Source organism: Rhizobium nepotum 39/7, assembly GCF_000949865.1.
GTDB lineage: Bacteria > Pseudomonadota > Alphaproteobacteria > Rhizobiales > Rhizobiaceae > Agrobacterium > Agrobacterium nepotum.
This window is the reverse complement of record NZ_JWJH01000007.1, coordinates 147,575-170,968: the sequence shown is the minus strand read 5'-3', so window position 1 is coordinate 170,968 and position 23,394 is coordinate 147,575. Positions and strand designations below refer to the sequence as shown.

Genomic DNA, 23,394 nt, shown 5'->3' with positions numbered 1-23,394 from the left:
GCAAAGTCGGGGATCGGTGCAAACAAGGGGTTTTCGACGACAGGAAAATTGCAGCCTATGGCCCGGCAAAGCCGTTCCAACCGGATTTCGCACCTTCCCCCACGGCGAAAATTGTTCGCGCAACGTCCGATAGTCCCCCTTTGACACCTGAAGGCAACGCGAGACCGAGAAGGCCTGCGCCACATCCGAAAAAAGCTAATGCCCCAGGACGTCAATAGTTCCATGCCACCTGTCGCGATACGATGCAAGCGCTGAATTTCAGGGCCTTCCGGCCCCGGGAACACCCTTACATGCATCCGCATATGCTGCTATGCCCTTTGCAAAAGGCGCCGGAAAAAAGCGGCGTAACCAGGGACTTCGAAAATGACCATACAGACCGCGAACATCGCATCCTTTGCCAATCATATGCCGGATGTGGTGGCGATCCGCCGCCATCTGCACCGCCATCCCGAGATTGGCCTTTCCGAGTTCCAGACGTCCGATTTCATTGCCGGACAGCTGGTGGAAATGGGCTACGAAGTGACGCGCGGGCTTGCCGGAACCGGCATCGTCGCGACCCTGCGCAATGGCGACAGCACACGCACGCTCGGCATTCGCGCCGACATCGATGCCCTGCCGATCCATGAGGAAACCGGGGCGGACTATGCCAGCGCCAACCAGGGCGTGATGCATGCCTGCGGCCATGACGGACACACGGCCATGCTCCTGGGAGCGGCAAAGATTATCGCCGAACGCAGGAATTTCGATGGAACCCTGCATCTGATCTTCCAGCCGGCGGAGGAGAATTTCGGCGGCGCCCGCATCATGATCGAGGATGGACTGTTCGAGCGCTTCCCCTGCGATGCGGTTTTTGCCCTCCATAACGATCCCGGCTTGCCCTTCGGACAATTCGTCCTGCGCGACGGGCCGATCCTTGCCGCTGTCGACGAATGCAAGATCACCGTCAACGGATATGGCGGCCATGGCGCCGAACCGCAGGATGCCGCCGACCCCATCGTTGCCGGCGCGAGCATCATCATGGCCTTGCAGACGGTGGTGTCCCGCAATATCCATCCGCAACTGTCGGCCGTCGTCACCGTGGGCGCATTTCATGCCGGTGTGGCCAGCAATGTCATTCCCGAAACGGCGGAAATGCTGCTCACCATCCGCTCTTTCGATGCGGGCGTGCGCGACGAGTTGGAAAAACGCATCCGGGCGATAGCCGAAGGCCAGGCAGCCAGCTACGGCATGAGCGTCACGCTCGAATACGAGCGCGGCTACAATGCAACCGTCAACCACAGGGCGGAAACGGACTATGTCACCGATCTCGCCCGCCGTTTTGCCGGGCCTGAAAAGGTAGCCGAAATGCAACGCCCATCGATGGGCGCGGAAGACTTCGCCTATATGCTGGAGAAACGACCCGGTTGCTATTTCTTCCTGGGCACAGCGCGCACCGACAACGACCCGCCGCTGCATCATCCGAAATTCGACTTCAACGACGATATCCTGCCAATTGGAACCGCTTTCTGGGTCGATCTGGCAGAGGACTATCTCAAGGCGCGATAAACGTAAAAAAGGCCGGTCGGAGGAGCGACCGGCCTTTTATTCTCAAGTTACCTGAGGAAAAACTGGGAGGATCAGGGAACGAGACCGAGTATGACGGCGGCGACAAAAGCCACGCACACGCCGACAAGAGCCGCATGAACCGAATCTCTCCAGTTGCGCGGTGACTGGGGCTGCGCGACAAAGTCTTTTACTTTTCCTGCCTTGGAATAAGACATTGTACAACTCCCTTCCTGCTCGGCCCGTCAAAGCGGGCATTGCTCATTTCCCCTAGAGAATAGCTTTATTCCCCACTGTTTCAGTAGAGATAAAATTCCATAAGATCGTCGCATCGGGAAAAATACGGATCGCGACTTGCCCCATGGAAAGCATCAATCTACCCATTGCGCAGGATCAACGCGGCGGACGGCATTTCCGTTCAAAACCATCGGCGGGCTTGGATAGGGACAATGACGGATATCGACGCCATCATCATCGGAGCCGGGGTGATCGGACTGGCGACGGCCCGCGAGCTGGCGATGCATGGCCTCTCCGTCATCATCCTCGAAGGCGAAAGGGAATTCGGCTCCGCGACCTCCTCCCGCAACAGCGAGGTCATTCATGCCGGACTTTATTATCCTTCCGGAAGCCTCAAGGCCCGCCTTTGCGTCGAGGGCAAAAAGCAGCTCTATGCCTTCTGCCAAAGCCACGGCGTTGCGCACCGCCGCTGCGGCAAACTCATCGTGGCGGCAGATGAAGCTGAAACGGCTCTGCTGGCCGCATTTAAGGACAAGGGTCATGCCAATGGCTGCGACGACCTTGAGCTGATCGACAGGCGGCAGGCGCTCTTGCTCGAACCTGCGCTCACCTGCGTGGCGGCCCTGCTCTCGCCCTCGACCGGCATCATCGACAGCCACGGCTACATGCTGGCACTGCTCGGCGACGCGGAAGATCACGGCGCAGCCCTTGCCCTCAACGCACCCTTCGAAACGGCGGAAGCGACCCGCGAGGGTTTCAGGGTTCATGTGGGTGGGAAAGAGCCTCTCAGCCTGACGTGCCGGTTGCTCATCAATTCTGCCGGCCTTCTGGCGCCGATAGCGGCAACAAAGATCGAAGGATTGCCGAAACATGCGATACCGGAGGCGCGTTTCGCCAAGGGCAGCTATTTCTCGCTCACCGGCAAGTCGCCTTTTTCACGGCTCATCTACCCCGCGCCGCATACCCACGGCCTTGGTGTGCACCTGACGCTCGATCTTGCCGGTCAGGCCCGTTTCGGACCTGACGTGGAGTGGGTGGACACCATGGATTACGCTGTCGATCCCCGACGCATGGAAGGTTTCGGCGACGCGATTCGACGCTATTGGCCAGGCCTGCCCGAACACGCACTTATCCCGGCCTATTCCGGCATCCGCCCGAAGATTTCAGGACCCGACGAACCGGCCATGGACTTCCGCATCGATGGGCCGGAAAAACACGGCCTTGCTGGCCTCGTCAATCTTTTCGGCATAGAAAGCCCCGGCCTGACCGCATCGCTCGCGATCGCCAATGAGGTCGCGGCGCGGCTGGAGGCCTGATCTCAGCCGAAGCGGGAAAGCGCGCTCGCCATGATCCCCGGATCGACATTGCCGCCGGAGGCGACTGCAATCACCGTTTCGCTCTCTAGCTCGTCGCCGTGAAACAGGGCCGCCGCCAGAGCCACGGCACCACCCGGTTCGACGACGATCTTCAGCCGGTTAAAGGCGAGAACCATCGCCCGCAGCGCCTCTTCCTCGGTGACTGCAATGCCTTTTCCACAAAGCTGCGACATGATCGGGAAGGTGATGTTACCGGGCTGCGGTGTAACGATTGCATCGCAGAGCGAACCGGAGGTCGTCGCATTGCGCTCTATCCTGCCCGCCGCAAGCGAGCGCGCGACGTCGTCGAAATGTTCTGGCTCTGCGGTCCTGACCCTGTGATCCGGAGCTTTCGCGGCAAGCGCAAGCGAGATGCCGGAGGTGAGGCCACCGCCACCGCAGGGCACCAGAACCTCGGCCTCATCAACACCTAGCTCCGCGCCCTGTTCGGCAATCTCCAACCCCACCGTCCCCTGCCCGGCAATGACCAGCGGTTCGTCATAGGGCCTGATCAGCGTCAGCCCACGTTCGCGAGAAATGCGATCTCCGATGGCGTCGCGATCTTCGTTCTCGCGGTCATAGAGAACCACTTCCGCACCATAGGCGCGGGTATTGTCGATTTTGATCTTCGGCGCATCCGACGGCATGATGATGACGGCAGGCACTCCATGCATCCGGGCGGCAAGCGCCACGCCCTGCGCATGGTTGCCGGAGGAAAAGGCGATCACGCCCTTGGCACGCACGTCGTCCGGCAGGCCTGATACCGCCGACCAGCCGCCGCGAAACTTGAAGGAACCCGTCCTTTGCAGGCACTCGGCCTTCACGAAAAGCTTTCGCCCGGCAATCTCGTCCAGAAAATGCGACGATAGAAGCGGTGTCCGCACCGCATGTTTGCCGATACGCATGCGCGCCGCCTCGATCATCGAAATATCTGTCATGCCCTGCCCCTGTGATGCGAATTCGCGGGTACATTAGGAGGTCGCAATCAATTGCGAAACCATCCGGACAAGAAAAATCCCCGGTCCTGGCCGGGGATTTTTCATCGTGGTCAGTCAGTGCCTTGTCAGTGATTGTGCCGTGGCATCTTCTCGGCAATCCGGCGGAAATCGGCTGCCCCTTCCAGAACCGCCCCGTCCGAAAGCTGGGTCACCGATTGACGGTAGATGCGCTGCCATGGTGTGGCATCCGCAGGCACGGCGGGAATGCCGTCAGCTTTACGGATCTCTATTTCCGCATCCGGCACCAGCACATTGCACTGGCCCTGATTGAAATCGATGCGGATCACATCGCCCGTGCGAAGCCATGCGAGACCGCCACCAGCAGCACTTTCCGGCGAGGCATTGAGGATCGACGGACTATCCGCCGTTCCAGATTGCCGGCCGTCGCCGATTGTCGGCAGGCTGGTAATGCCTTTTTTCAACAGCGCGTCCGGCGGCTGCATGTTGACGACTTCCGCCGAGCCTGGCCAGCCAAGCGGCCCCGCACCGCGAATGACGAGAATGGTGCGCTCGTCGATATCGAGGGATGGATCGTTGATGCGGGCGTGATAGTCTTCCGAACCATCGAACACCACACATTTGCCCTCGAAAACTCCCTCGCGACCCGGCTCGCTCAGATAACGCTTCCGGAATTCCGCCGAGATCACGCTCGTTTTCATGATGGCGAAATCGAACAGATTGCCCTTGAGAACGAGGAAACCGGCCCGTTCCTTCAGCGGCTTGTCGTAGGGCAGGATCACGTCGCGGTCGGTCGATTCCCGGCCATCAAGATTTTCCGCCACGGTTTTGCCGGTCACGGTCGGACAGCTTCCATCGAGCTTGCCCGCTTGCAGAAGCTCCCACATGATGGCCGGTGTGCCGCCGGCACGGTGATATTTCTCGCCCAGCCATTTGCCGGCGGGCTGAACGTTGGCGAGCAGCGGAATGTCGTAACCGTGAACCTGCCAGTCCTCTTCGCGAAGCTCCACGCCCGCATGTTTCGCCATGGCCGCCAGATGCGGCTGGGCATTGGTGGAGCCGCCAATCGCCGAATTGACGCGGATCGCGTTCAAAAATGCCTCGCGCGTCAAAATATCGGAGGGCTTGATGTTCTCGACGACCAGCTCGACGGCGCGGCGGCCGGTGCGATAGGCCATCTGGCCCCGTTCACGGTAAGCGGCGGGGATAGCGCCGCAACCGGTCAGCGACATGCCGAGCGCTTCGGCAATGGCGTTCATGGTCGAGGCCGTGCCCATGGTGTTGCAATGACCGACCGACGGAGCGGATTCGAGCGCCGCCTGCAAAAACTCCTCGCGGGTGATTTCGCCGGCGCCATATTTACGGCGCATGCGCCAGATGACAGTGCCGGAACCGACCAGATCGCCGTCGTGGTATCCGTCGAGCATCGGCCCGCCGGACAAAACGATGGCCGGGATATCGACCGTGCTTGCCGCCATCAGCGCCGAAGGCGTGGTCTTGTCGCAGCCGGTGGTCAGAACGACGCCGTCGAGCGGATACCCGTAAAGCACTTCGACAAGGCTGAGATAGGCAAGATTACGGTCAAGCGCCGCCGTTGGGCGTTTGCAGTTTTCGAACATCGGATGGGTCGGAAACTCGATCGGGATACCGCCCGCATCGCGGATACCGTCGCGCACCCGCTTGACCAGCTCCACATGAACCCGGTTGCAGGGCGTCAGGTCGCTGCCGCTCTGGGCGATGCCGATCACCGGCTTGCCGGACCGCAACTCTTCCGGTGTCACGCCGTAATTCATGAAGCGCTCCAGATAGAGCGCCGTCATGTCGAGATGGTCAGGGTTGTCGAACCAGTCCTGCGATCGCAGGCGTCTTGCCAATGTCTTGTCGTCGCTCATGAGACCGCCTCAGCCCTGTTCCCGGTTGTTGAGTTTTTCGAGGTAAAGCAGAATGCCGCTATGGTCGATATCGGCTCCGCCGTCCCCAACGAAGTCATCGAATTCGCGCGTCACCTGCTGGGTCAGCGGCAATGTCAAAGACAGATCCTTCGCCGTCGCCAACACGCCGTTCAGATCCTTGAGCTGGAACTTGGAAGGGCCGCCCGGCACGAAATTGCGCTTCACCATGCGTTCGCCATGCAGTTCCAGGATCCGGCTTTCAGCAAAACCGCCGCGTATGGCATTGCGGAACCCCTCGCGGGATGCACCGCCCGCTTCCACCAGCATCATCGCCTCGGCAACCGCGCCGATGGTGATGGCGACGATCTGCTGGTTGGCGAGCTTGCAGAGCTGGCCAGCACCCGAGGGGCCAACATAGGTAAGTCTGCCCATCGGCGCGAAGACATCCGAGAGACCGGACACCAGCGCCTCGTCCCCACCGGCCATGATGGCGAGCGTGCCCGCAGTTGCGCCCGGCACGCCGCCGGAGACCGGCGCATCGACGTGATGAATGCCCAATGCCTCCAGTCGGGAAGAGTGTTCGCGCGCAACCGGCGGCGCAATCGAGCTGCTGTCGATCACAACAGCGCCTTTTTCCAGCGCTTCGGCTACACCCGCCTCGAACAGCACTTCGCCAACGGCCTTGCCGTCGCTCAGCATGGTGATGACGATATCGGCGCCCCTGGCAGCTTCTGCCGGCGATGCCGCCAGAACCGCGCCATCGGCAACCAGCGCCTCAGCCTTTTCGACGCTGCGGTTCCAGACCGAGACCGAAAAGCCCGCGCCCAGCAGACGCCGGGCCATCGGCCCGCCCATCAGGCCCGTGCCGATAAAGGCAACGGACCGCTTCTCCTCCTCCCGGTTGACGCTCATTTCAGTGAACCTCCCAGTTCGTCCTCGATATGAACCTGAATGATCTCTTCGAAGGAGCTTTCAGCCGTAAAGCCCAGTTCGCGGGCGCGCTTCGCTTCGAAACCGGGCGCCCAGCCTTCGCACATGCGCATGATCATCTCGTTCGGTTCGCGGCGAATGAGGGCAACGGCCTTTTCACCAGCAACCTTGCGCAGCGCTTCGATCTGTTCGCCAACGGTGGCGCTGAGACCCGGCATCGACAGGTTGCGGCGCGGGCCGACCTTTTCCACATCGATCGTCGCGCCGTGGAGAAGGAAACCGACGGCGGAGCGCGGCGAGGCGTGCCAGTGGCGAATGCTTTCCGGTACCGGCAGAACCGCTTCCTGGCCGACCAGCGGCTCGCGCAGGATATTGGAGAAGAAACCGGAGGCAGCCGCATTGGGCTTGCCGGGACGAATGCAGATGGTCGGCAGGCGAATGCCGATACCATCGAAGAAACCGCGACGGCTGTAGTCGGAGAGCAGCAGCTCGCAGATCGCCTTTTGCGTTCCGTAGCTGGTCAGCGGCGTGGAGTGGAACTCATCCGGGATCGGATAGGGAAGCGGCGCACCGAACACGGCGATCGACGAAGTGAAGACAACGCGCGGTTTGTAACCGTCCTTGCCGTTGGCAATGCGGATCGCGTCGAAGAGATAACGCGTGCCGTCGAGATTGATGCGGTAACCCTTGTCGAAATCGAGTTCGGCTTCACCGGACACGATGGCGGCGAGGTGAAAGATGACATCTGGGCGGGCTTCGACCAGCTTTTCGGCTTCGCCGGGCGCAGACAGATCGGCCGCGCGCGCATCGACCGCACCGGAAAACCCGGCGGGCGCCTCAGGCTGGAACACGTCGATAAGCGTGAACCTGTCGATCGGCTTGCCGCCAAGCGATCCGTCCTTGACCAGACGCTGCGTCAGCTTGCGGCCAACCATGCCGGCGGCGCCGATGATTGCGATATGCATGTCTTCCTCCTCTTTGGCCCGGTCATTCTCCCGAGACCGAAAAAACACCATCGGCTTATGGGCCGATAAATTAGCTTGTAAGGTTGTCTGATAACCTTATATGATTTGATTGAAAATAGTATTTTTTCACAAACCGGTAAAAGCAAGGCGAAAGACCCTTGTCCGGGTATCTAGGGCGGATTGGACGGAGAGGGTGGAATGACGATCGTGAGCGAACACGATATCGAGGAATTGCGGTTCTCGCTGAAAAACAGGCTGGGCGAAGCTTTGCTGCTGACGTCGCAGGAAGACATGCTGCGCTATTGCCGCGATTGGCACGGCGACGTCACAAGTTCGGCCGTGGCCGTCATTCGTCCCCGTTCGACCAAGGAAGTCTCCGACACGGTTCACGCCTGTGCAGAACTCGGCCTCTCCATCATCCCCCAGGGCGGCAATACCGGACTGGTGCTTGGCGGCATTCCCGATGCGCCAAAGCGTCAGGTCGTGCTGAGCCTGGAACGCATGAACGCCATCCGCACCGTAGACAGCGACGATTTTTCGGCTGTCGTCGAAGCCGGCTGCATTCTCTCGGAATTCAAGGATGCGGTTCAGGACAAGGGAATGTTCTTCCCGCTGTCCCTTGGCGCACAGGGCAGCTGCCGCATCGGCGGCAACGTCTCCACCAATGCCGGCGGCATCAACGTCCTGCGCTACGGCATGACCCGCGAACTGGTGCTGGGCCTTGAAGTGGTATTGCCTGATGGCACCATCTGGAACGGGCTGTCGACGCTGCGCAAGGACAATCGCGGCATTGACCTGAAGCAGCTTTTCATCGGCGCTGAAGGAACGCTCGGCATCATCACGGCGGTGGCCGTCAAGCTTTATCCCAATCCCGAACATGTCGAGACGGCGCTGCTCGGCCTCAATTCGCTGGATGACGCCATCAAGCTTTACCGCCGCGCCCGCCGCGAATGCTGCGACCTGATGTCCGCCTTCGAATTCATGCCGCCCGTCGCCTTCACGCTTGCGATCGAAGCCATACCCGACCTCAAAATGCCGATCGCCGGCGATTATCCGGCCTATGTGCTGATGGAAATTTCCGGCTCCGGGCTGGTGGATACCGCCGATCTGATGGGACGCTTCCTCGAGGGCGTCATGGAAGACGGTCTGGTGCTGGATGGCGTCATCGCCTCCTCGCGGGCACAGGCGCAATCGCTTTGGCTGTTCCGTGAGGGCATGAATGAAGGCCAGGCGCTGCGCGGCAGCCATATGCGCACCGATATTTCGGTGCCGCTGTCGAAACTCGCGGCTTTCGTGGCGGAAGCGGAAGCAGAACTGGCGGAAAAGCTGCCGGAATGCCTCGCGGTTTCCTATGGCCATGTCGGAGACGGCAACGTCCACCTCAACGTGCTGCCGCCAAACGGTGCGACGCCGGAAGAGCGCGAGACGTTCATCTACAAGTCTAAAACGCTCGTCAACGACGTCCTCGACCGTTATGTCGGAAGCATCAGCGCCGAGCATGGCATCGGCCGCCTGAAGCGTTCCGATTTCGAAAGCCGGCTATCTGATGTGCAGCGCCGGATGATCACGGGTTTGAAAAACGCCTTCGACCCGGATTTGCGGATGAATCCCGGTTGCCAGATAAGCTTGCAACCGGATAGCTAATCGAAAAATAGCAAAGGCGGACGAACGCGCCGCCTTTGAAAACCCCGCTGGCGGCGAAGGAGGAAGTCGCCTGCCGCGGGAAAAACGAACCAATCGTTTCTGTGGAACGGGAGCAATCATGACGCTGGAGTTCAATCAGATACATCGCAACGACCATCTGCCCGGCCGGATCGCTGCGGAGATCGCCCGCGAGATCAATGATTCGAAACTCGGGCCGGGCGACAGGCTGCCGACAGAACATGTCTTGGCGAAAACCTTCGGTGTCAGCCGCTCGGTCATTCGCGAGGCAATCGCGCAATTACGCAATGAGGGTTTTGTCGAAACGCGCCAAGGCGTGGGTGCATTCGTAACCGATCCCCGGCAGAGACTGTCCATCCGCATCGAGCGGTCCCGCCTGAACGATCCGGAAAATTTCCGCGATCTCTTCCAGCTTCGCATGCCGATGGAAATCGAGGCCGCAGGTCTCGCAGCACTTCACCGCAGTCCCCAGCAATTGGCGCGTCTGGCGGCGGCGCTGGAAAAGATGAAAACCGCTGACGACTGGTCGACGGAGGGCGTTGCGGCCGATCTCGACTTCCACCGCATTCTGGCGGAAGCGACGCAGAACGAATATTTCCTGATGTTCCTCGGTTTCATTGCGGAACGCATCAGTTCAGCCATCAACATCGCCTTCTCCCGTGCTGTTTTCGGCGAGATTCTCAAGGTGACTATCGCCGAACATGTGGCGATCTACGACGCTGTCGAGAACGCCGATGCAACTGCGGCCAAGGATGCCATGCGCAGGCATCTGCTGGGTGCCGCAAGCCGGGTAAATCTGGAACTGGATATCTTCTGAGCAGCGAACAGAGGTACGAACGGCAAAGCTATAAGACAGGTTTCAAAGCTTTCCGGCGATCCAGTCACAGAAGACGATAATTTTGTCCGCGAGACCGCTAGACTCGTCGCAAAAGTCATACTAAGAAGAATGAGATTAGGTTGTCAGACATCCAGACAATAAGACCGCAGGAGGCGGCTGTCGGAGACCTGAAGGGGAGGATATACATGACCGGCTCAAGGTCCATCGACGTTACCGCAATTTTGCCTGAAGATTTTGAAAACGCCCTGCTCGTTGGCCGCGTCTGGTCGAAAAGCGAAGGCGGCCCCTGCCCCGTCCTCCTTAAAGGCGGCGTGCTCTACGACCTGACCTCTGTCTCCCCGACCATGTCCGAACTTCTGGAAAAGACCGATCTCGTGGAGCGGCTTGCAGAGACCGGCACATTCGTAGCGCTTGGCGCGCTTGAGGCCTTTCTGGATGGCTCCGCCGGCGAACTTCTCGCCCCCAACGACATTCAGGCCGTTAAGGCTGCGGGCGTCACCTTTGCCGACAGCATGCTGGAACGCGTGATCGAGGAGCAGGCCAAGGGCGACCCGCTGCGCGCGCAGGAAATCCGCGGACGGCTGGCGCCGGTTCTGGGCGACAGTCTCAAGGGACTTGAGGCCGGTTCCGAAAAAGCGGCCGAAGTGAAGAAACTGCTTCAGGAAATGGGCCTCTGGTCGCAATATCTGGAAGTGGGTATTGGCCCGGATGCGGAGATATTCTCCAAGGCGCAGGCCATGGCCTCGGTCGGCTGCGGCGCGCTGATCGGCGTTCACCCTAAATCGCAATGGAATAACCCGGAGCCGGAAGTGGTGCTCGCCATCGCCTCCGATGGACGCATCGTCGGCGCGACGCTCGGCAACGATGTCAACCTGCGCGATTTCGAAGGCCGCTCCGCCCTGCTGCTCAGCAAGGCGAAAGACAATAACGCCTCCTGCGCGATCGGTCCTTTCATCCGCCTGTTTGATGGAAACTTCACCATCGAAGACGTGAAGAAGGCGCAGATATCGCTGCTGGTCGAAGGTGAAGACGGTTTCACCATGACGGGTGCCAGCGCGATGCAGGCGATCAGCCGCACGCCGGAAAACCTTGCGTCCCAGCTCTTGAACCGCAACCATCAATATCCTGACGGCGCCGTCTTTTTCCTTGGCACGATGTTCGCGCCGGTGAAGGATCGCCATGGCCCGGGTCTCGGTTTCACTCACTCCAAGGGCGACCGTGTCGAAATCTCCACGCCCAAGCTCGGCAAGCTGATCAACTGGGTCACGACAACAGACGAATGCCCGGAATGGACGTTCGGCACCACGGCCCTGATGCGCAATCTGGCGAAACGGGGGCTGCTCTGAGCAATCCGGCAAAAGTGCATCGCGGTTTTGCGTCCGGAATTGTGAAAAACCAATAAATGGGGCATTGAAGGTGATCCTTCGCCGGAAATGTTCCGGATATTTCTTCGGGAGGGGAAAATGCAAAAGACCATCAATCTCTTTTACCGGATTCTCGAAATCATTCTCGTCGTGCTGCTCGCTGGCATGTCGATCATGGTCTTCGTCAACGTTGTCATGCGTTATTCGATGAATTCCGGCATCAACATCTCGGAAGAACTGTCGCGCTACTTCTTCGTCTGGTTGACCTTCATCGGTGCCGTGCTGACCTTCCGTGAAAACAGCCACATGGGCATCGAAACTCTCGTGATGTTCCTGTCGCGCCGCGCCCGCGTCGTCTGCATGATCGCATCGAACATCATCATTCTGGGCTGTTCCGCCATCTTCTTCTGGGGAACGTGGAAGCAGTCCGCCATCAATGCCAGCATGCATGCGCCTGTCACCAAGCTGTCGATGATCTGGGTCTATGGCATCGGCATGTTCACCGGCGGCCTGATGTTCATCATCGCTCTGGAGCGCCTTTACCGTTATGTGACGGGCCGCGTGACAGAGGACGAAATCGCCCAGTTCGCCGGCGAGAACCTCACGATCGAACAGCTTTCGGAGCGCTGATACCATGACACTTTTCGTTTTTGTCGGCTCTCTTCTCGGAGCCATGGCGATTGGCGTTCCCGTCGCTTTCTCGCTGATGTTCTGCGGCGTCGTGCTCATGTGGTACATGGGCATGTTCAACACCGCGATCATTGCCCAGAACATGATCTCGGGCGCCGACACCTTTACGCTGCTCGCCATCCCCTTCTTCATCCTGGCCGGCGAGTTGATGAATTCCGGCGGTCTTTCCCGCCGCATCATCGACTTTGCGATTGCGCTTGTTGGCCATATCAGGGGCGGCCTCGGCATCGTGGCGATCGTAGCTGCCATCATCATGGCCAGCATCTCCGGTTCGGCGGCAGCCGATACCGCAGCCCTTGCCGCAATCCTCATCCCGATGATGGCGAAGGCCGGTTACGATATTCCGCGCTCCGGCGGCCTCATCGCTGCGGGCGGCATCATCGCTCCGGTTATTCCGCCTTCCATGGCCTTCATCGTCTTCGGCGTCGCCGCCAATGTCTCGATCACCCAGCTCTTCCTTGCAGGTATCGTTCCCGGTATTATGATGGGCATTTCGCTGATCATCGCGTGGCTGATCGTGGTCCGCAAAGATAACATCAAGCCCCTGCCCAAAACCTCCGCCAAGGAACGTCTGGTTGCCACGGTCCGCGCCGGCTGGGCGCTTGGCATGCCCGTCATCATTCTCGGCGGCATCAAGGCGGGCATCATGACCCCGACGGAAGCCGCGGTCGTCGCTGCCGTCTACGCTCTCTTCGTCGGCATGGTGATCTATCGCGAGTTGAAGCCTGCGGATCTGTTCCACGTGCTTCTGCGCGCGGCCAAGAGCACATCGATCATCATGTTCCTCGTCTGCGCAGCACTCGTCTCCGCCTGGCTCATCACGGCAGCGAACATTCCAAACGAGGTCGCGGGCTACATCGAGCCGCTGATCGATCGTCCGATGCTTCTGATGGTTGCGATGATGGTGCTGGTCTTCATCGTTGGAACCGCACTCGACCTGACGCCGACCATCCTCATCCTGACGCCCGTTCTGATGCCCATCGTCAAGCAGGCGGGTATTGATCCGGTCTATTTCGGCGTATTGTTCATCATCAACAACGCCATCGGTCTGATCACGCCTCCGGTCGGCGTCGTGCTCAACGTCGTCAGCGGTGTCGGGCGTATCCCGCTCGGCAAGGTCACGATCGGCGTCTGGCCGTTCCTCGTCGCGGAAACCATCGTTCTGGCGCTGCTGGTAATTTTCCCGGACATCGTCATGGTTCCGTTGCAGTATCTTCGTTAATCGCCACTTCTCGCAAACAATCCAAGGGAGGATATTATGAGAAAGCTTCTTCTGACCACCACAGCCATCGCTTTCGCCGTCGGCGCAGCAGCACCGGCAATGGCCGAATTCAACAGCCGCAACATCCGCGTCTCGAACGGCATCAATCAGGACCACCCGGTCGGCAACGGCATCAAGGCCATGCAGGCCTGCCTCGACGAAAAGTCGGGCGGCAAGCTGAAGCTGACGGCATTCTGGGGCGGCGCGCTCGGCGGTGACCTCCAGGCAACGCAGGCCCTGCGCTCCGGCGTTCAGGAAGCGGTCGTGACGTCCTCGTCGCCGCTCGTCGGTCTCATCCCGTCGCTCGGCGTATTCGACCTGCCGTTCCTGTTTTCCAACGCCAAGGAAGCCGATGCCGTCATGGACGGCGCCTTCGGCGACATGATGAACAAGAAGCTGGAAGAACAGGGCCTCGTAAACCTGGCCTACTGGGAAAACGGCTTCCGCAACCTGTCGAACTCCAAGCGCGCCGTGAACAAGTGGGAAGACTTCTCCGGCCTCAAGGTTCGCGTGATGCAGAACAACATCTTCCTCGACACCTTCCAGAACCTCGGCGCCAATGCGACGCCGATGGCTTTCGGCGAAGTCTTCTCGGCGCTGGAAACCAATGCGATCGACGCCCAGGAAAACCCCTATGTGACGATCGACACCTCGAAGTTCTACGAGGTGCAGAAGTACATCACCGAGACGAACCACGCCTACACGCCGTTCCTCTTCCTCTTCTCCAAGCCGATCTTCGACAGCTACACGCCTGAAGAGCAGACGGCCCTGCGTGAATGCGCAGTCGTCGGTCGCGACGAGGAGCGTAAGGTCATCCGCGAACTGAACCAGAAGTCGCTGGAAAAGATCAAGGCGGCCGGTCTCGAAGTGAATACGCTGTCTGCCGACGAGCAGGCCCGTATCCGCGAGAAGTCGATGATCGTCTACGAAAAGCACAAGGCTGAAATCGGTGCTGACGTCGTCGACGCCGTTCTGGCGGACCTGAAGAAGATCCGCGGCCAGTAATCCTGACTGCATACAATTGAAAACACCCGGAGGTTCCGCCTCCGGGTGTTTTTGTTTGCAGAAATTACAGATCAGAAAAAAGGCTGCCGAAGCAGCCTTTCTCACTATTATCGTCCGTCAGGATGCGGCCAGCCTGTTCTGCCGGTTGGCGATGAGATCTTCCACCACTGCGGGATCGGCAAGCGTCGATGTATCCCCCAACGCGCCGAAATCGTCCTCCGCGATTTTCCGCAGGATACGCCGCATGATCTTGCCGGAGCGGGTCTTGGGCAGTCCCGGCGCGAACTGGATCTTGTCGGGCGTCGCAACCGGCCCGATCTCGTTGCGGACGTGCTTTACCAGCTCTTCGCGCAGCGCATAATCGCCGCTCTGGCCCGCCATCAACGTGACATAACAATAGATGCCCTGCCCCTTGATGGGATGCGGATAACCGACCACGGCCGCTTCCGAAACAAGGTGATGCGACACCAGGGCCGATTCCACCTCGGCCGTGCCGAGACGGTGGCCGGAAACGTTGAGGACGTCATCGACACGGCCGGTGATCCAGTAATAACCGTCCTCGTCGCGTCGGCAGCCGTCACCGGTGAAGTACTTGCCCTTGTAGGTCGAGAAATAGGTATCGATGAAGCGCTGGTGATCGCCGTAGACGGATCGGGACTGGCCCGGCCAGCTGTCAATGATGCAGAGATTGCCGTCGGCCGGGCCCTCCAGCACATTGCCTTCGGCATCGACCAATTGCGGCTGCACGCCGAAGAACGGCCGCGTCGCCGAACCGGGTTTCAGATCGGTCGCTCCCGGCAGCGGCGAGATGAGAATGCCGCCGGTTTCCGTCTGCCACCATGTATCGACGATAGGGCTCTTGTCCTCGCCGACCACATGGTAATACCACTCCCATGCTTCCGGATTGATCGGCTCACCCACCGTGCCGAGAAGGCGGAGGCTTTCGCGCGAAGAGCGTGTGACGAACTGGTCGCCGGCCCCCATCAGCGATCTGAGCGCCGTCGGCGCAGTGTAGAAGATATTGACCTTGTGCTTGTCGATGACCTCCCAGAACCGGCCCTGATCCGGAAAATTGGGAACCCCTTCGAACATCAGCGTCGTCGCGCAATTCGCCAGCGGTCCGTATACGATGTAGGAATGGCCGGTAACCCAGCCGACATCGGCGGTACACCAGAATACTTCCCCGTCCTTGTAGTCGAAGACATATTCATGGGTCATCGACGTATAGACGAGATAGCCGCCCGTCGTGTGCAGCACGCCCTTGGGCTTGCCGGTGGAACCCGATGTGTAAAGGATGAACAGCGGATCTTCCGCCTTCATCTTCACCGGTGGGCAATCCGGTTTTACCGTGGCGATTTCCTGGTGGTACCAGATATCGCGGCCCGGCGCCCAGCTGGTCTTGCCGCCGGTGCGGCGCACGACCAGAACCTTGTTGACGATGACATATTGCTTGGCGGCGATATCGATCGCCTTGTCGGTGTTTTCCTTGAGCGGGATCGGCTTGCCGCCGCGCACGCCTTCGTCGCAGGTGATGACGAAGGTGGACTGGCAATCGACGATGCGGCCCGCCAGCGCCTCCGGCGAGAAGCCTCCGAACACGACGGAATGGATGGCCCCGATACGGGCGCAGGCCAGCATGGCATAAGCCGCCTCCGGTATCATCGGCATATAGATGGTGACGCGGTCACCCTTCTTCACACCGTGCTTCTTCAGCACGTTCGCCAGGCGGCAGACATAATCGTAGAGCTGATTGTAGGTGATCTTCTTGTCGATATAGGGATTATCGCCTTCCCAGATGATCGCCGTGCGCTCGCCATGCGTCTTCAGATGCCGGTCGATACAGTTATAGGAGACGTTGGTCAGGCCGTCCTCGAACCACTTGATCGGCACTCGTCCCTTGAAGGACGTGTTCTTGACCTTGGTATAGGGCTTGAACCAGTCGATCCGCCGGCCGTGCTTGTCCCAGAACTTTTCGGGATCCTCGACGCTCTCCTGATACCATTTCTGGTAACGCTCGTTATCGATGAGTGTCCGGGCCTTCGCCGATTTGAGCACCGGATAGATTTTGGCAGACATGAACTCCTCCTGAAACCAAGTATGTCTTGTTTTAGCGCGCCGAGAGACTCCCATCCTCAGACATGTGGTGAATTCATAGCAGGTCAATGACTGACGGCAATTAGACAAAGGCATTTGTTTCGCAAAGAATTGCAATTATGATGCAATCCGGTTATAGAGCGCCAATATCCCGGAAATCAGTGGTTGATACCACGCCCGCGACACGGCGCGGACGGACAGAAGGACTGTATCTATGGCTCAACAATTGCTCATGCCAAAAGCTACGGCTGTATGGCTCGTTGACAACACCGCGCTGTCGTTCGATCAGATCGCTACGTTCTGCAAACTGCATCCGCTCGAAGTCAAGGCGATTGCCGACGGTGAAGCCGCGCAGGGTATCAAAGGCCTCGACCCGATTGCGACCGGACAGCTTTCCCGCGACGAGATCGCCCGTGCCGAAGGCAATCCCAACCACAAGCTCAAGCTTTCCGAGCCGAAGGTTCGCGTGCCGGAATCCAAGCGTCGTGGCCCGCGCTATACGCCGGTTTCCAAGCGTCAGGATCGTCCGAACGCCATTCTCTGGCTGGTGCGCAACCATCCGGAACTGAAGGATGCGCAGATTTCGCGCCTCGTCGGCACCACCAAATCCACCATCGAGCAGATTCGCGACCGCACCCACTGGAACTCGGCCAACCTGACACCGATGGATCCGGTAACGCTTGGTCTCTGCAGCCAGATCGATCTCGATCTCGAAGTCGAACGCGCCTCGCGCGGCCGCCCACTGCCGACCGCCGAAGAGCTCGGCAACACGCTGCAGCCGGCAACGGCGACGGAAGGTCTGGATTACAACTACCAGCGCGAGGAAGAACCGCAGATCGACGCCGACGCCGTCTTCAAGAAGCTCTCGTCGCTGAAATCCGCACCGAAGGATGAAGACGAGGACGATCAGTACTGATCGAAAGTCTTTCAGTTTATGAAAACCCGGCCGCAGCGCCGGGTTTTTTGTTTTTGAGAAGTTTACCGGGCGCCGAAGATCGCCGAGCCGACACGCACGCTGGTAGCGCCGAACTCCACGGCGGTTTCGAAATCGCCGGACATGCCCATGGAAAGCTTCTCAAGGCCACATTGTTTTGCAAGCTTCGCCAGAAGCGCAAAATGCGGGCCGGGATTTTCCTCCGCCGGCGGAATGCACATCAGCCCCTCGACCGACAGTTTCAGCTCGTTCCGGCAAAATGCGACGAAGGCGACCGTCTCGCGCGGATCGATGCCGGCCTTCTGCGGCTCCAGCCCGGTATTGACCTGCACATAAAAGCGAAGGCTGCGACCCTGCTTGCCGCATTCCTCGGAAAGCACACGGGCAATCTTCTCGCGGTCGACGCTCTGAACGACGTCGAACAGGGCAACGGCATCCGCCGCCTTGTTGGATTGCAGCGGGCCGATCAGATGCAGCTCGATGTCTGGTGTCTTCTCTTTCAGCACCGGCCACTTGCCCTGCGCTTCCTGCACGCGGTTCTCGCCGAACACACGCTGGCCGCTGTCGATGACCGGCTGGATCTCGTCCGCATCGAATGTCTTCGAGACGGCGACGAGAGCAACATCCGTTGCCTTGCGACCGGACTTTTCTGCGGCGTCCGCTATGCGTAGCCTGACATCCTCAAGACGTGCTTCGATTTCCATCACAGGACCTTTATTTGAACCATTCGCAACGTTAACTAGACGCCGATTGCCTTGATGCCAAGCGGGTTTAGCACCATTTGAGGGACGCTGGCCAAGATTGAACGCCCGGATGCCCCGCCAAACTTGACGCCCCGGTCGTTTCATGGTGAAGGTCAGCGCAAATTTTTCCCCTCGATACCCGGAATTCAGAACAATGGCCATCGAACGTTACAATCCTCGCGACGCCGAGCCGCGCTGGCAGCAGAAATGGAACGAAGACAAGGTTTTCGTGACCGACAACAGCGATCCGCGCGAGAAGTATTACGTTCTAGAGATGTTTCCCTATCCGTCGGGACGCATTCACATGGGCCACGTCCGCAACTACGCCATGGGCGATGTCGTCGCCCGCTACAAGCGCGCGCGCGGCTTCAACGTTCTGCACCCGATGGGCTGGGACGCCTTCGGCATGCCCGCGGAAAACGCGGCGATGCAGAACAAGGTCCACCCGAAGGACTGGACCTACCAGAATATCGCCACCATGCGCGGCCAGCTGAAATCCATGGGCCTGTCGCTGGACTGGACCCGCGAATTCGCGACCTGCGATGTGGAATATTACCATCGCCAGCAGGCCCTGTTCGTTGATTTCATGGAAAAGGGTCTGGTCTACCGCAAGCAGTCCAAGGTCAACTGGGATCCGGTCGACCATACGGTTCTGGCCAACGAGCAGGTGATTGACGGCCGTGGCTGGCGCTCTGGCGCGCTGGTCGAGCAGCGTGACTTGACGCAATGGTTCTTCCGCATCACCGATTTCAGCCAGGATCTGCTGGACGAGCTGGACACGCTGGACCAGTGGCCGGAAAAAGTCCGCCTGATGCAGAAGAACTGGATTGGCCGCTCCGAAGGCCTGTCGCTGCGCTGGCAGACCGTTGCCGGCACAGTGCCGGAAGGTTTTTCCGACATCACCGTCTATACGACGCGTCCCGACACCCTGTTCGGCGCATCCTTCCTGGCGATTGCCGCCGACCACCCGTTGGCGAGAGAGCTGTCTGAGCACAATCCTGCGATTGCCGAATTCTGTGACGAATGCCGCCGGCACGGCACCTCGCTCGCCGCTCTGGAAACGGCTGAGAAAAAGGGCGTGGCTACCGGCGTGAAGGTCGTGCATCCGCTGGACCCCACATGGGAACTGCCGGTCTACATCGCCAACTTCGTGCTGATGGACTATGGCACGGGCGCGATTTTCGGCTGCCCCTCGGGCGACCAGCGCGATCTGGATTTCGCCCGCAAATACGATCTGCCAGTGGTGGCGGTCGTGGCCCCTGAAGGTCCCGACGCTGCCGACTTCACCATTGGCGACACCGCCTTCACCGATGACGGCGTGATGATCAACTCCGGCTTCCTGAACGGCTTGAATACGACTGACGCCTTTGAGGCAGTCGTGCAGAAACTTTCCGAACAGACGCTGGGCAATGCGCCGCAGGCCGAGCGCAAGGTCAATTTCCGCCTGCGCGACTGGGGCATTTCCCGTCAGCGCTACTGGGGTTGCCCCATCCCCGTCATCCATTGCGAAGTCTGCGGCGTGGTCCCGGTTCCGAAGAAGGACCTGCCGGTCAAGCTGCCCGACGATGTGACGTTCGATGTGCCCGGAAACCCGCTGGATCGGCACCCCACATGGCGTCATGTCGCCTGCCCGCAATGCGGCCATGACGCGCGTCGCGAAACCGACACGATGGATACCTTCGTCGATTCCAGCTGGTATTACGCCCGCTTCACCGCGCCCTGGGAAGATGAGCCGACGGATCCGAAGGTCGCCAATCACTGGCTGCCGGTGGATCAGTATATCGGCGGCATAGAGCATGCGATCCTTCACCTGCTCTATTCGCGCTTCTTCACCCGCGCCATGCGCGAGACCGGCCATGTCGGCGTCAAGGAACCCTTCAAGGGCCTGTTCACGCAGGGCATGGTGGTGCACGAGACCTACAGCCATGGTGAAGGCACCGGCCGCGAATGGGTAGCGCCCGCCGACCTCCGGATCGAAGAGACGGACGGTGCCCGCCGCGCATTCCTGCTGTCCTCCGGCGCGGAAGTGAAGATCGGCTCGATCGAGAAGATGTCGAAGTCGAAAAAGAACGTGGTCGACCCGGATGACATCATCGCATCTTACGGGGCGGATACCGCACGCTTCTTCGTCCTGTCGGACTCCCCGCCTGATCGTGACGTCATCTGGTCCGAAGCCGGTGTTGAGGGCGCAAACCGTTTCGTCCAGCGCGTCTGGCGCATCATCGGCGAAGTCGCGAATGAGCTGAAGAGTGTCACGCCGAAGCCTGCGAGCGAGGGCGAAGGACTGGCGGTCTCCAAGGCGGCCCACAAGACGCTGAAGGCCGTTCAGGACGATCTGGACAAGCTCGCCTTCAACAAGGCGATCGCCCGTGCCTATGAACTGGTGAACGCGCTGGCGGGGCCGCTCGCCGATGTCGCGGCTGGCGGCAAACCGGAGGACGTGAAGGCGGCCGCCCGCGATGCCGTTGAAATCCTCATCCGCATCATTGCCCCGATGACGCCGCATCTGGCTGAAGAATGCTGGTCGGCGCTGGGTAATGAGGGTCTTGTTGCCCAGACGCCGTGGCCAACCTTCGTGGCCTCGCTTGTCGACGAAAACGACGTCGTCATGCCGGTACAGGTCAACGGCAAGAAGCGCGGTGAATTGACAATCGCGCGCGATGCGGATCAAGATGCGGTCCGCACGGCCGCCCTTGCGCTGGATGCCGTCAAATCCATTCTTGCCGGTGGCGAGCCCAAGAAAGTCATCGTGGTTCCGCAGAGGATTGTGAACATTGTTGTCTGACGTTTTTTCGAGATGGAGCCGCGTCGCGGCAGCAATTTCCGTCGTGATGATGGCTGGTCTTCTGGCGGGCTGCCAGGTGCGCCCGCTTTATGGCGAGGCTTCAGGAACCAAGGAAAGGCTGGCGGCTGTCAGCGTTTCCAATGCCGGCGACCGCGTAACACAGGAAGTGCGCAACCAGCTGATTTTCTTGATGTCCGGCGGTGCCGGTGAGCCGGCTACGGCTCAATACAACGTCAAGATTTCGGTTGGATCGAGCGCCACTTCCACGGAAGTTGAGAATTACGACCTGACGACCCGCACCAACAACAACTATGACGGCCCTTATCCCGGCCGCGTGGTGATGAATGGCAATTACGTTCTGACACGCATCTCCGACGGCCAGATCCTGCGCTCGGCACGCCGCAGCGTAACGGCACAGGTGGATTTGCCGCAGCAGGAATTCGCCAAGATCAGGGCGACCCGCGATGCTGAAAACCGGGCGGCGCGTGAACTGGCTGAAATCATCCGTACTGATATCGCCGCCACTCTCGGCCGCTGAGAGCGGCGGCCGTGGCGGAGATAAAATCGCATGAGTTCGAGCGCTTCGCCGAAAATCCGGCGGAGCGTTTTCGCGTTTTCGTGCTCTACGGGCCGGATCGAGGCCTTGTATCGGAGCGAGCCAACCTCATCGCCAAAAAGACCGGCATCGACCCCGATGACGCCTTCGCATCGCTGAAACTGAACGCATCCGACCTGCAGGGCGATCCAGGCCGCCTTCTCGATGAAGTCAACGCCATCGGCCTTTTTGGCGGTGAAAAACTCGTCTGGGTCAAAAGCGCTTCGGCCGAAAAGGCGCTGGTGGATGCACTTCAGATTCTGGCGGAAACGCCGCCGGAAGCGAGCTTCCTGATCATCGAGGCGGGCGATATTAAAAAAGGCACCGGGCTGCGCAAGATCGCAGAACCCGCGCGCTCGATTGCTGCAATCCCTTGCTATGCGGACGACGCCCGCTCCTTGAATGCACTGATCGATCAGGAACTGTCCGCCGACAATCTGCGCATTGCGCCGGCCGCACGGCAGAGACTGATCGACCAGCTGGGCGGCGATCGCATTGCCTCGCGCAACGAAATCCGCAAGCTGGCGCTCTATTGCCGTGGCGCGGAGGTAATCGAGGAAGACGATGTACTGGCGATCATCGGCGATGCCAGCACGGTTTCTGCGGACGATGCCGTCGACGCCATCCTCAAAGGTGACAGAAACGCCTTTTTCCACGCGACCCAGAAGATCGTCTCGTCAAAAACGCCGATTTTCCTTGTGCTTCAGGGATGCCTCAAGCAATTCCAGCTGCTCGACCAGATGCGGGCCGAAATGGACGAGAAAAAGCAGCAGGCCGGTCAGGTCATGCAAACGCTCGGACGCCATATCCATTTCCGCAGAAAACCGATCATCGAAAGAGCGCTGCGAACCTGGCAGCCGGCGGCGATCGCCCGCGAGATGAACCGCCTGCAAGCCGCTATATTGCAAAGCCGTCAACGGCAAAGTCTGGAGGAAAGCGTGGCGCTTTTGACGTTACTGTCGACCACCTTGCAATCCGGTCGAGGCGGATGACCCGGTTGAAGGTCAGCAAAAAGCCCTCGCGCTTGCGCTGCGAGGGCTTTTAAAATCATGACACATGACAGTCGTTGAAAACTCAGTCGCCCTGACCGGGCTCAGCAGAGAAATAAAGCTCCAGCTTGCCTGAAACACCGTCCATTTCCTTGGCTTCCGGCATGGGGTCGCGCTTGATCGTGATGTTCGGCCAGATCGCCGCATATTCCGTATTGAGCTTCAGCCACTTGTCGAGACCCGGCTCCGTATCGGGCTTGATCGCTTCGGCTGGACATTCCGGCTCGCACACACCGCAATCGATGCATTCGTCAGGATTGATGGCGAGAAAATTCTCACCCTCATAAAAGCAGTCGACGGGGCAAACTTCAACGCAATCGGTATATTTGCAGCGGATGCAATTGTCGGTCACGACATATGTCATGATGAACTCCAGAATATGCAGGCCGGGTCTGTGGGCTTCGGAACACAAGCCGTCGCCCGGAATTCAGACAGGGCAATTTTGCATGTGAGGTAATGCCTTTGCCTTCAGATAGCAAGGATAAACAATTCTGAAA

20 protein-coding genes are annotated in these 23,394 nt (G+C 59.6%); 12 read left to right on the top strand and 8 right to left on the bottom strand.

Annotation, left to right across the window (positions count from 1 at the left end; genetic code table 11):
- Positions 1-363: 363 nt before the first annotated feature.
- On the top strand, positions 364-1,545 hold the full coding sequence (locus RS75_RS09065; RefSeq protein WP_045019462.1) for a M20 aminoacylase family protein: 1,182 nt from the start codon (positions 364-366) through the stop codon (positions 1,543-1,545).
- Positions 1,546-1,616: 71 nt separating this feature from the next.
- Here RS75_RS09065 and RS75_RS26870 read toward each other — a convergent pair whose 3' ends face one another.
- Entirely contained in the window at positions 1,617-1,760 is a 144-nt protein-coding gene (locus tag RS75_RS26870) for a hypothetical protein (RefSeq protein WP_084686663.1), read from the bottom strand.
- 231 nt (positions 1,761-1,991) lie between these two features.
- Between RS75_RS26870 and RS75_RS09060 the strand changes: the two genes are divergently transcribed.
- On the top strand, positions 1,992-3,095 hold the full coding sequence (locus RS75_RS09060; protein WP_045019460.1) for an NAD(P)/FAD-dependent oxidoreductase: 1,104 nt from the start codon (positions 1,992-1,994) through the stop codon (positions 3,093-3,095).
- Between the two features lie 2 nt (positions 3,096-3,097).
- Here RS75_RS09060 and RS75_RS09055 read toward each other — a convergent pair whose 3' ends face one another.
- From RS75_RS09055 to denD, 4 genes are all read right to left on the bottom strand, one after another.
- Complete coding sequence (locus RS75_RS09055) at positions 3,098-4,072, bottom strand: threonine ammonia-lyase (protein ID WP_045019458.1); 975 nt, start codon at positions 4,070-4,072, stop codon at positions 3,098-3,100.
- A gap of 125 nt (positions 4,073-4,197) precedes the next feature.
- Positions 4,198-5,982, bottom strand: a complete 1,785-nt coding sequence (locus RS75_RS09050; protein WP_045019456.1) for an IlvD/Edd family dehydratase — start codon at positions 5,980-5,982, stop codon at positions 4,198-4,200.
- Between the two features lie 9 nt (positions 5,983-5,991).
- The gene (locus RS75_RS09045; protein WP_045019454.1) at positions 5,992-6,894 is read right to left on the bottom strand and encodes an NAD(P)-dependent oxidoreductase; all 903 of its coding nucleotides are present in this window, start codon (positions 6,892-6,894) and stop codon (positions 5,992-5,994) included.
- Entirely contained in the window at positions 6,891-7,877 is a 987-nt protein-coding gene (denD, locus tag RS75_RS09040) for a D-erythronate dehydrogenase (RefSeq protein ID WP_045019452.1), read from the bottom strand. The genes RS75_RS09045 and denD overlap by 4 nt, the downstream gene beginning before the upstream one ends.
- A 198-nt stretch (positions 7,878-8,075) precedes the next feature.
- Between denD and RS75_RS09035 the strand changes: the two genes are divergently transcribed.
- From RS75_RS09035 to RS75_RS09010, 6 genes are all read left to right on the top strand, one after another.
- The gene (locus tag RS75_RS09035) at positions 8,076-9,521 is read left to right on the top strand and encodes an FAD-binding oxidoreductase (RefSeq protein ID WP_045019450.1); all 1,446 of its coding nucleotides are present in this window, start codon (positions 8,076-8,078) and stop codon (positions 9,519-9,521) included.
- Positions 9,522-9,639: 118 nt separating this feature from the next.
- Positions 9,640-10,356 (top strand): FadR/GntR family transcriptional regulator, encoded by a 717-nt coding sequence (locus RS75_RS09030; RefSeq protein ID WP_045019448.1) that lies wholly within the window; start codon positions 9,640-9,642, stop codon positions 10,354-10,356.
- Positions 10,357-10,562: 206 nt separating this feature from the next.
- Positions 10,563-11,723: a fumarylacetoacetate hydrolase family protein gene (locus tag RS75_RS09025; protein WP_045019445.1), complete on the top strand. Its 1,161-nt coding sequence runs from the start codon at positions 10,563-10,565 to the stop codon at positions 11,721-11,723.
- A 117-nt stretch (positions 11,724-11,840) separates the two neighbouring features.
- Positions 11,841-12,371, top strand: coding sequence for a TRAP transporter small permease (locus tag RS75_RS09020; RefSeq protein WP_045019443.1), 531 nt, complete (start codon positions 11,841-11,843; stop codon positions 12,369-12,371).
- Between the two features lie 4 nt (positions 12,372-12,375).
- Complete coding sequence (locus tag RS75_RS09015; protein ID WP_045019441.1) at positions 12,376-13,653, top strand: TRAP transporter large permease; 1,278 nt, start codon at positions 12,376-12,378, stop codon at positions 13,651-13,653.
- A gap of 36 nt (positions 13,654-13,689) precedes the next feature.
- Positions 13,690-14,697, top strand: coding sequence for a TRAP transporter substrate-binding protein (locus RS75_RS09010; protein ID WP_045019439.1), 1,008 nt, complete (start codon positions 13,690-13,692; stop codon positions 14,695-14,697).
- Between the two features lie 117 nt (positions 14,698-14,814).
- On the opposite strand, the gene acs is transcribed toward RS75_RS09010, so the two are convergent.
- Entirely contained in the window at positions 14,815-16,773 is a 1,959-nt protein-coding gene (gene acs / locus RS75_RS09005; RefSeq protein ID WP_045019437.1) for an acetate--CoA ligase, read from the bottom strand.
- A gap of 232 nt (positions 16,774-17,005) precedes the next feature.
- Between acs and RS75_RS09000 the strand changes: the two genes are divergently transcribed.
- Positions 17,006-17,707: a DUF1013 domain-containing protein gene (locus RS75_RS09000; protein WP_045019435.1), complete on the top strand. Its 702-nt coding sequence runs from the start codon at positions 17,006-17,008 to the stop codon at positions 17,705-17,707.
- A 62-nt stretch (positions 17,708-17,769) separates the two neighbouring features.
- On the opposite strand, the gene RS75_RS08995 is transcribed toward RS75_RS09000, so the two are convergent.
- Positions 17,770-18,429 (bottom strand): YggS family pyridoxal phosphate-dependent enzyme, encoded by a 660-nt coding sequence (locus RS75_RS08995; protein WP_045019433.1) that lies wholly within the window; start codon positions 18,427-18,429, stop codon positions 17,770-17,772.
- Between the two features lie 193 nt (positions 18,430-18,622).
- Here RS75_RS08995 and leuS point away from each other — a divergent pair, with 193 nt between their 5' ends.
- From leuS to holA, 3 genes are read left to right on the top strand one after another with little or no spacing between them, the layout of a single operon-like run.
- Positions 18,623-21,253 (top strand): leucine--tRNA ligase, encoded by a 2,631-nt coding sequence (gene leuS, locus RS75_RS08990; RefSeq protein WP_045019431.1) that lies wholly within the window; start codon positions 18,623-18,625, stop codon positions 21,251-21,253.
- Complete coding sequence (lptE, locus tag RS75_RS08985; RefSeq protein ID WP_052679668.1) at positions 21,246-21,791, top strand: LPS assembly lipoprotein LptE; 546 nt, start codon at positions 21,246-21,248, stop codon at positions 21,789-21,791. Before leuS ends, lptE begins: the two co-directional genes overlap by 8 nt.
- An 11-nt stretch (positions 21,792-21,802) precedes the next feature.
- Complete coding sequence (gene holA / locus RS75_RS08980) at positions 21,803-22,840, top strand: DNA polymerase III subunit delta (protein WP_045019427.1); 1,038 nt, start codon at positions 21,803-21,805, stop codon at positions 22,838-22,840.
- An 82-nt stretch (positions 22,841-22,922) separates the two neighbouring features.
- Here holA and fdxA read toward each other — a convergent pair whose 3' ends face one another.
- Complete coding sequence (gene fdxA, locus RS75_RS08975) at positions 22,923-23,261, bottom strand: ferredoxin FdxA (protein ID WP_045019846.1); 339 nt, start codon at positions 23,259-23,261, stop codon at positions 22,923-22,925.
- Positions 23,262-23,394: the final 133 nt, after the last annotated feature.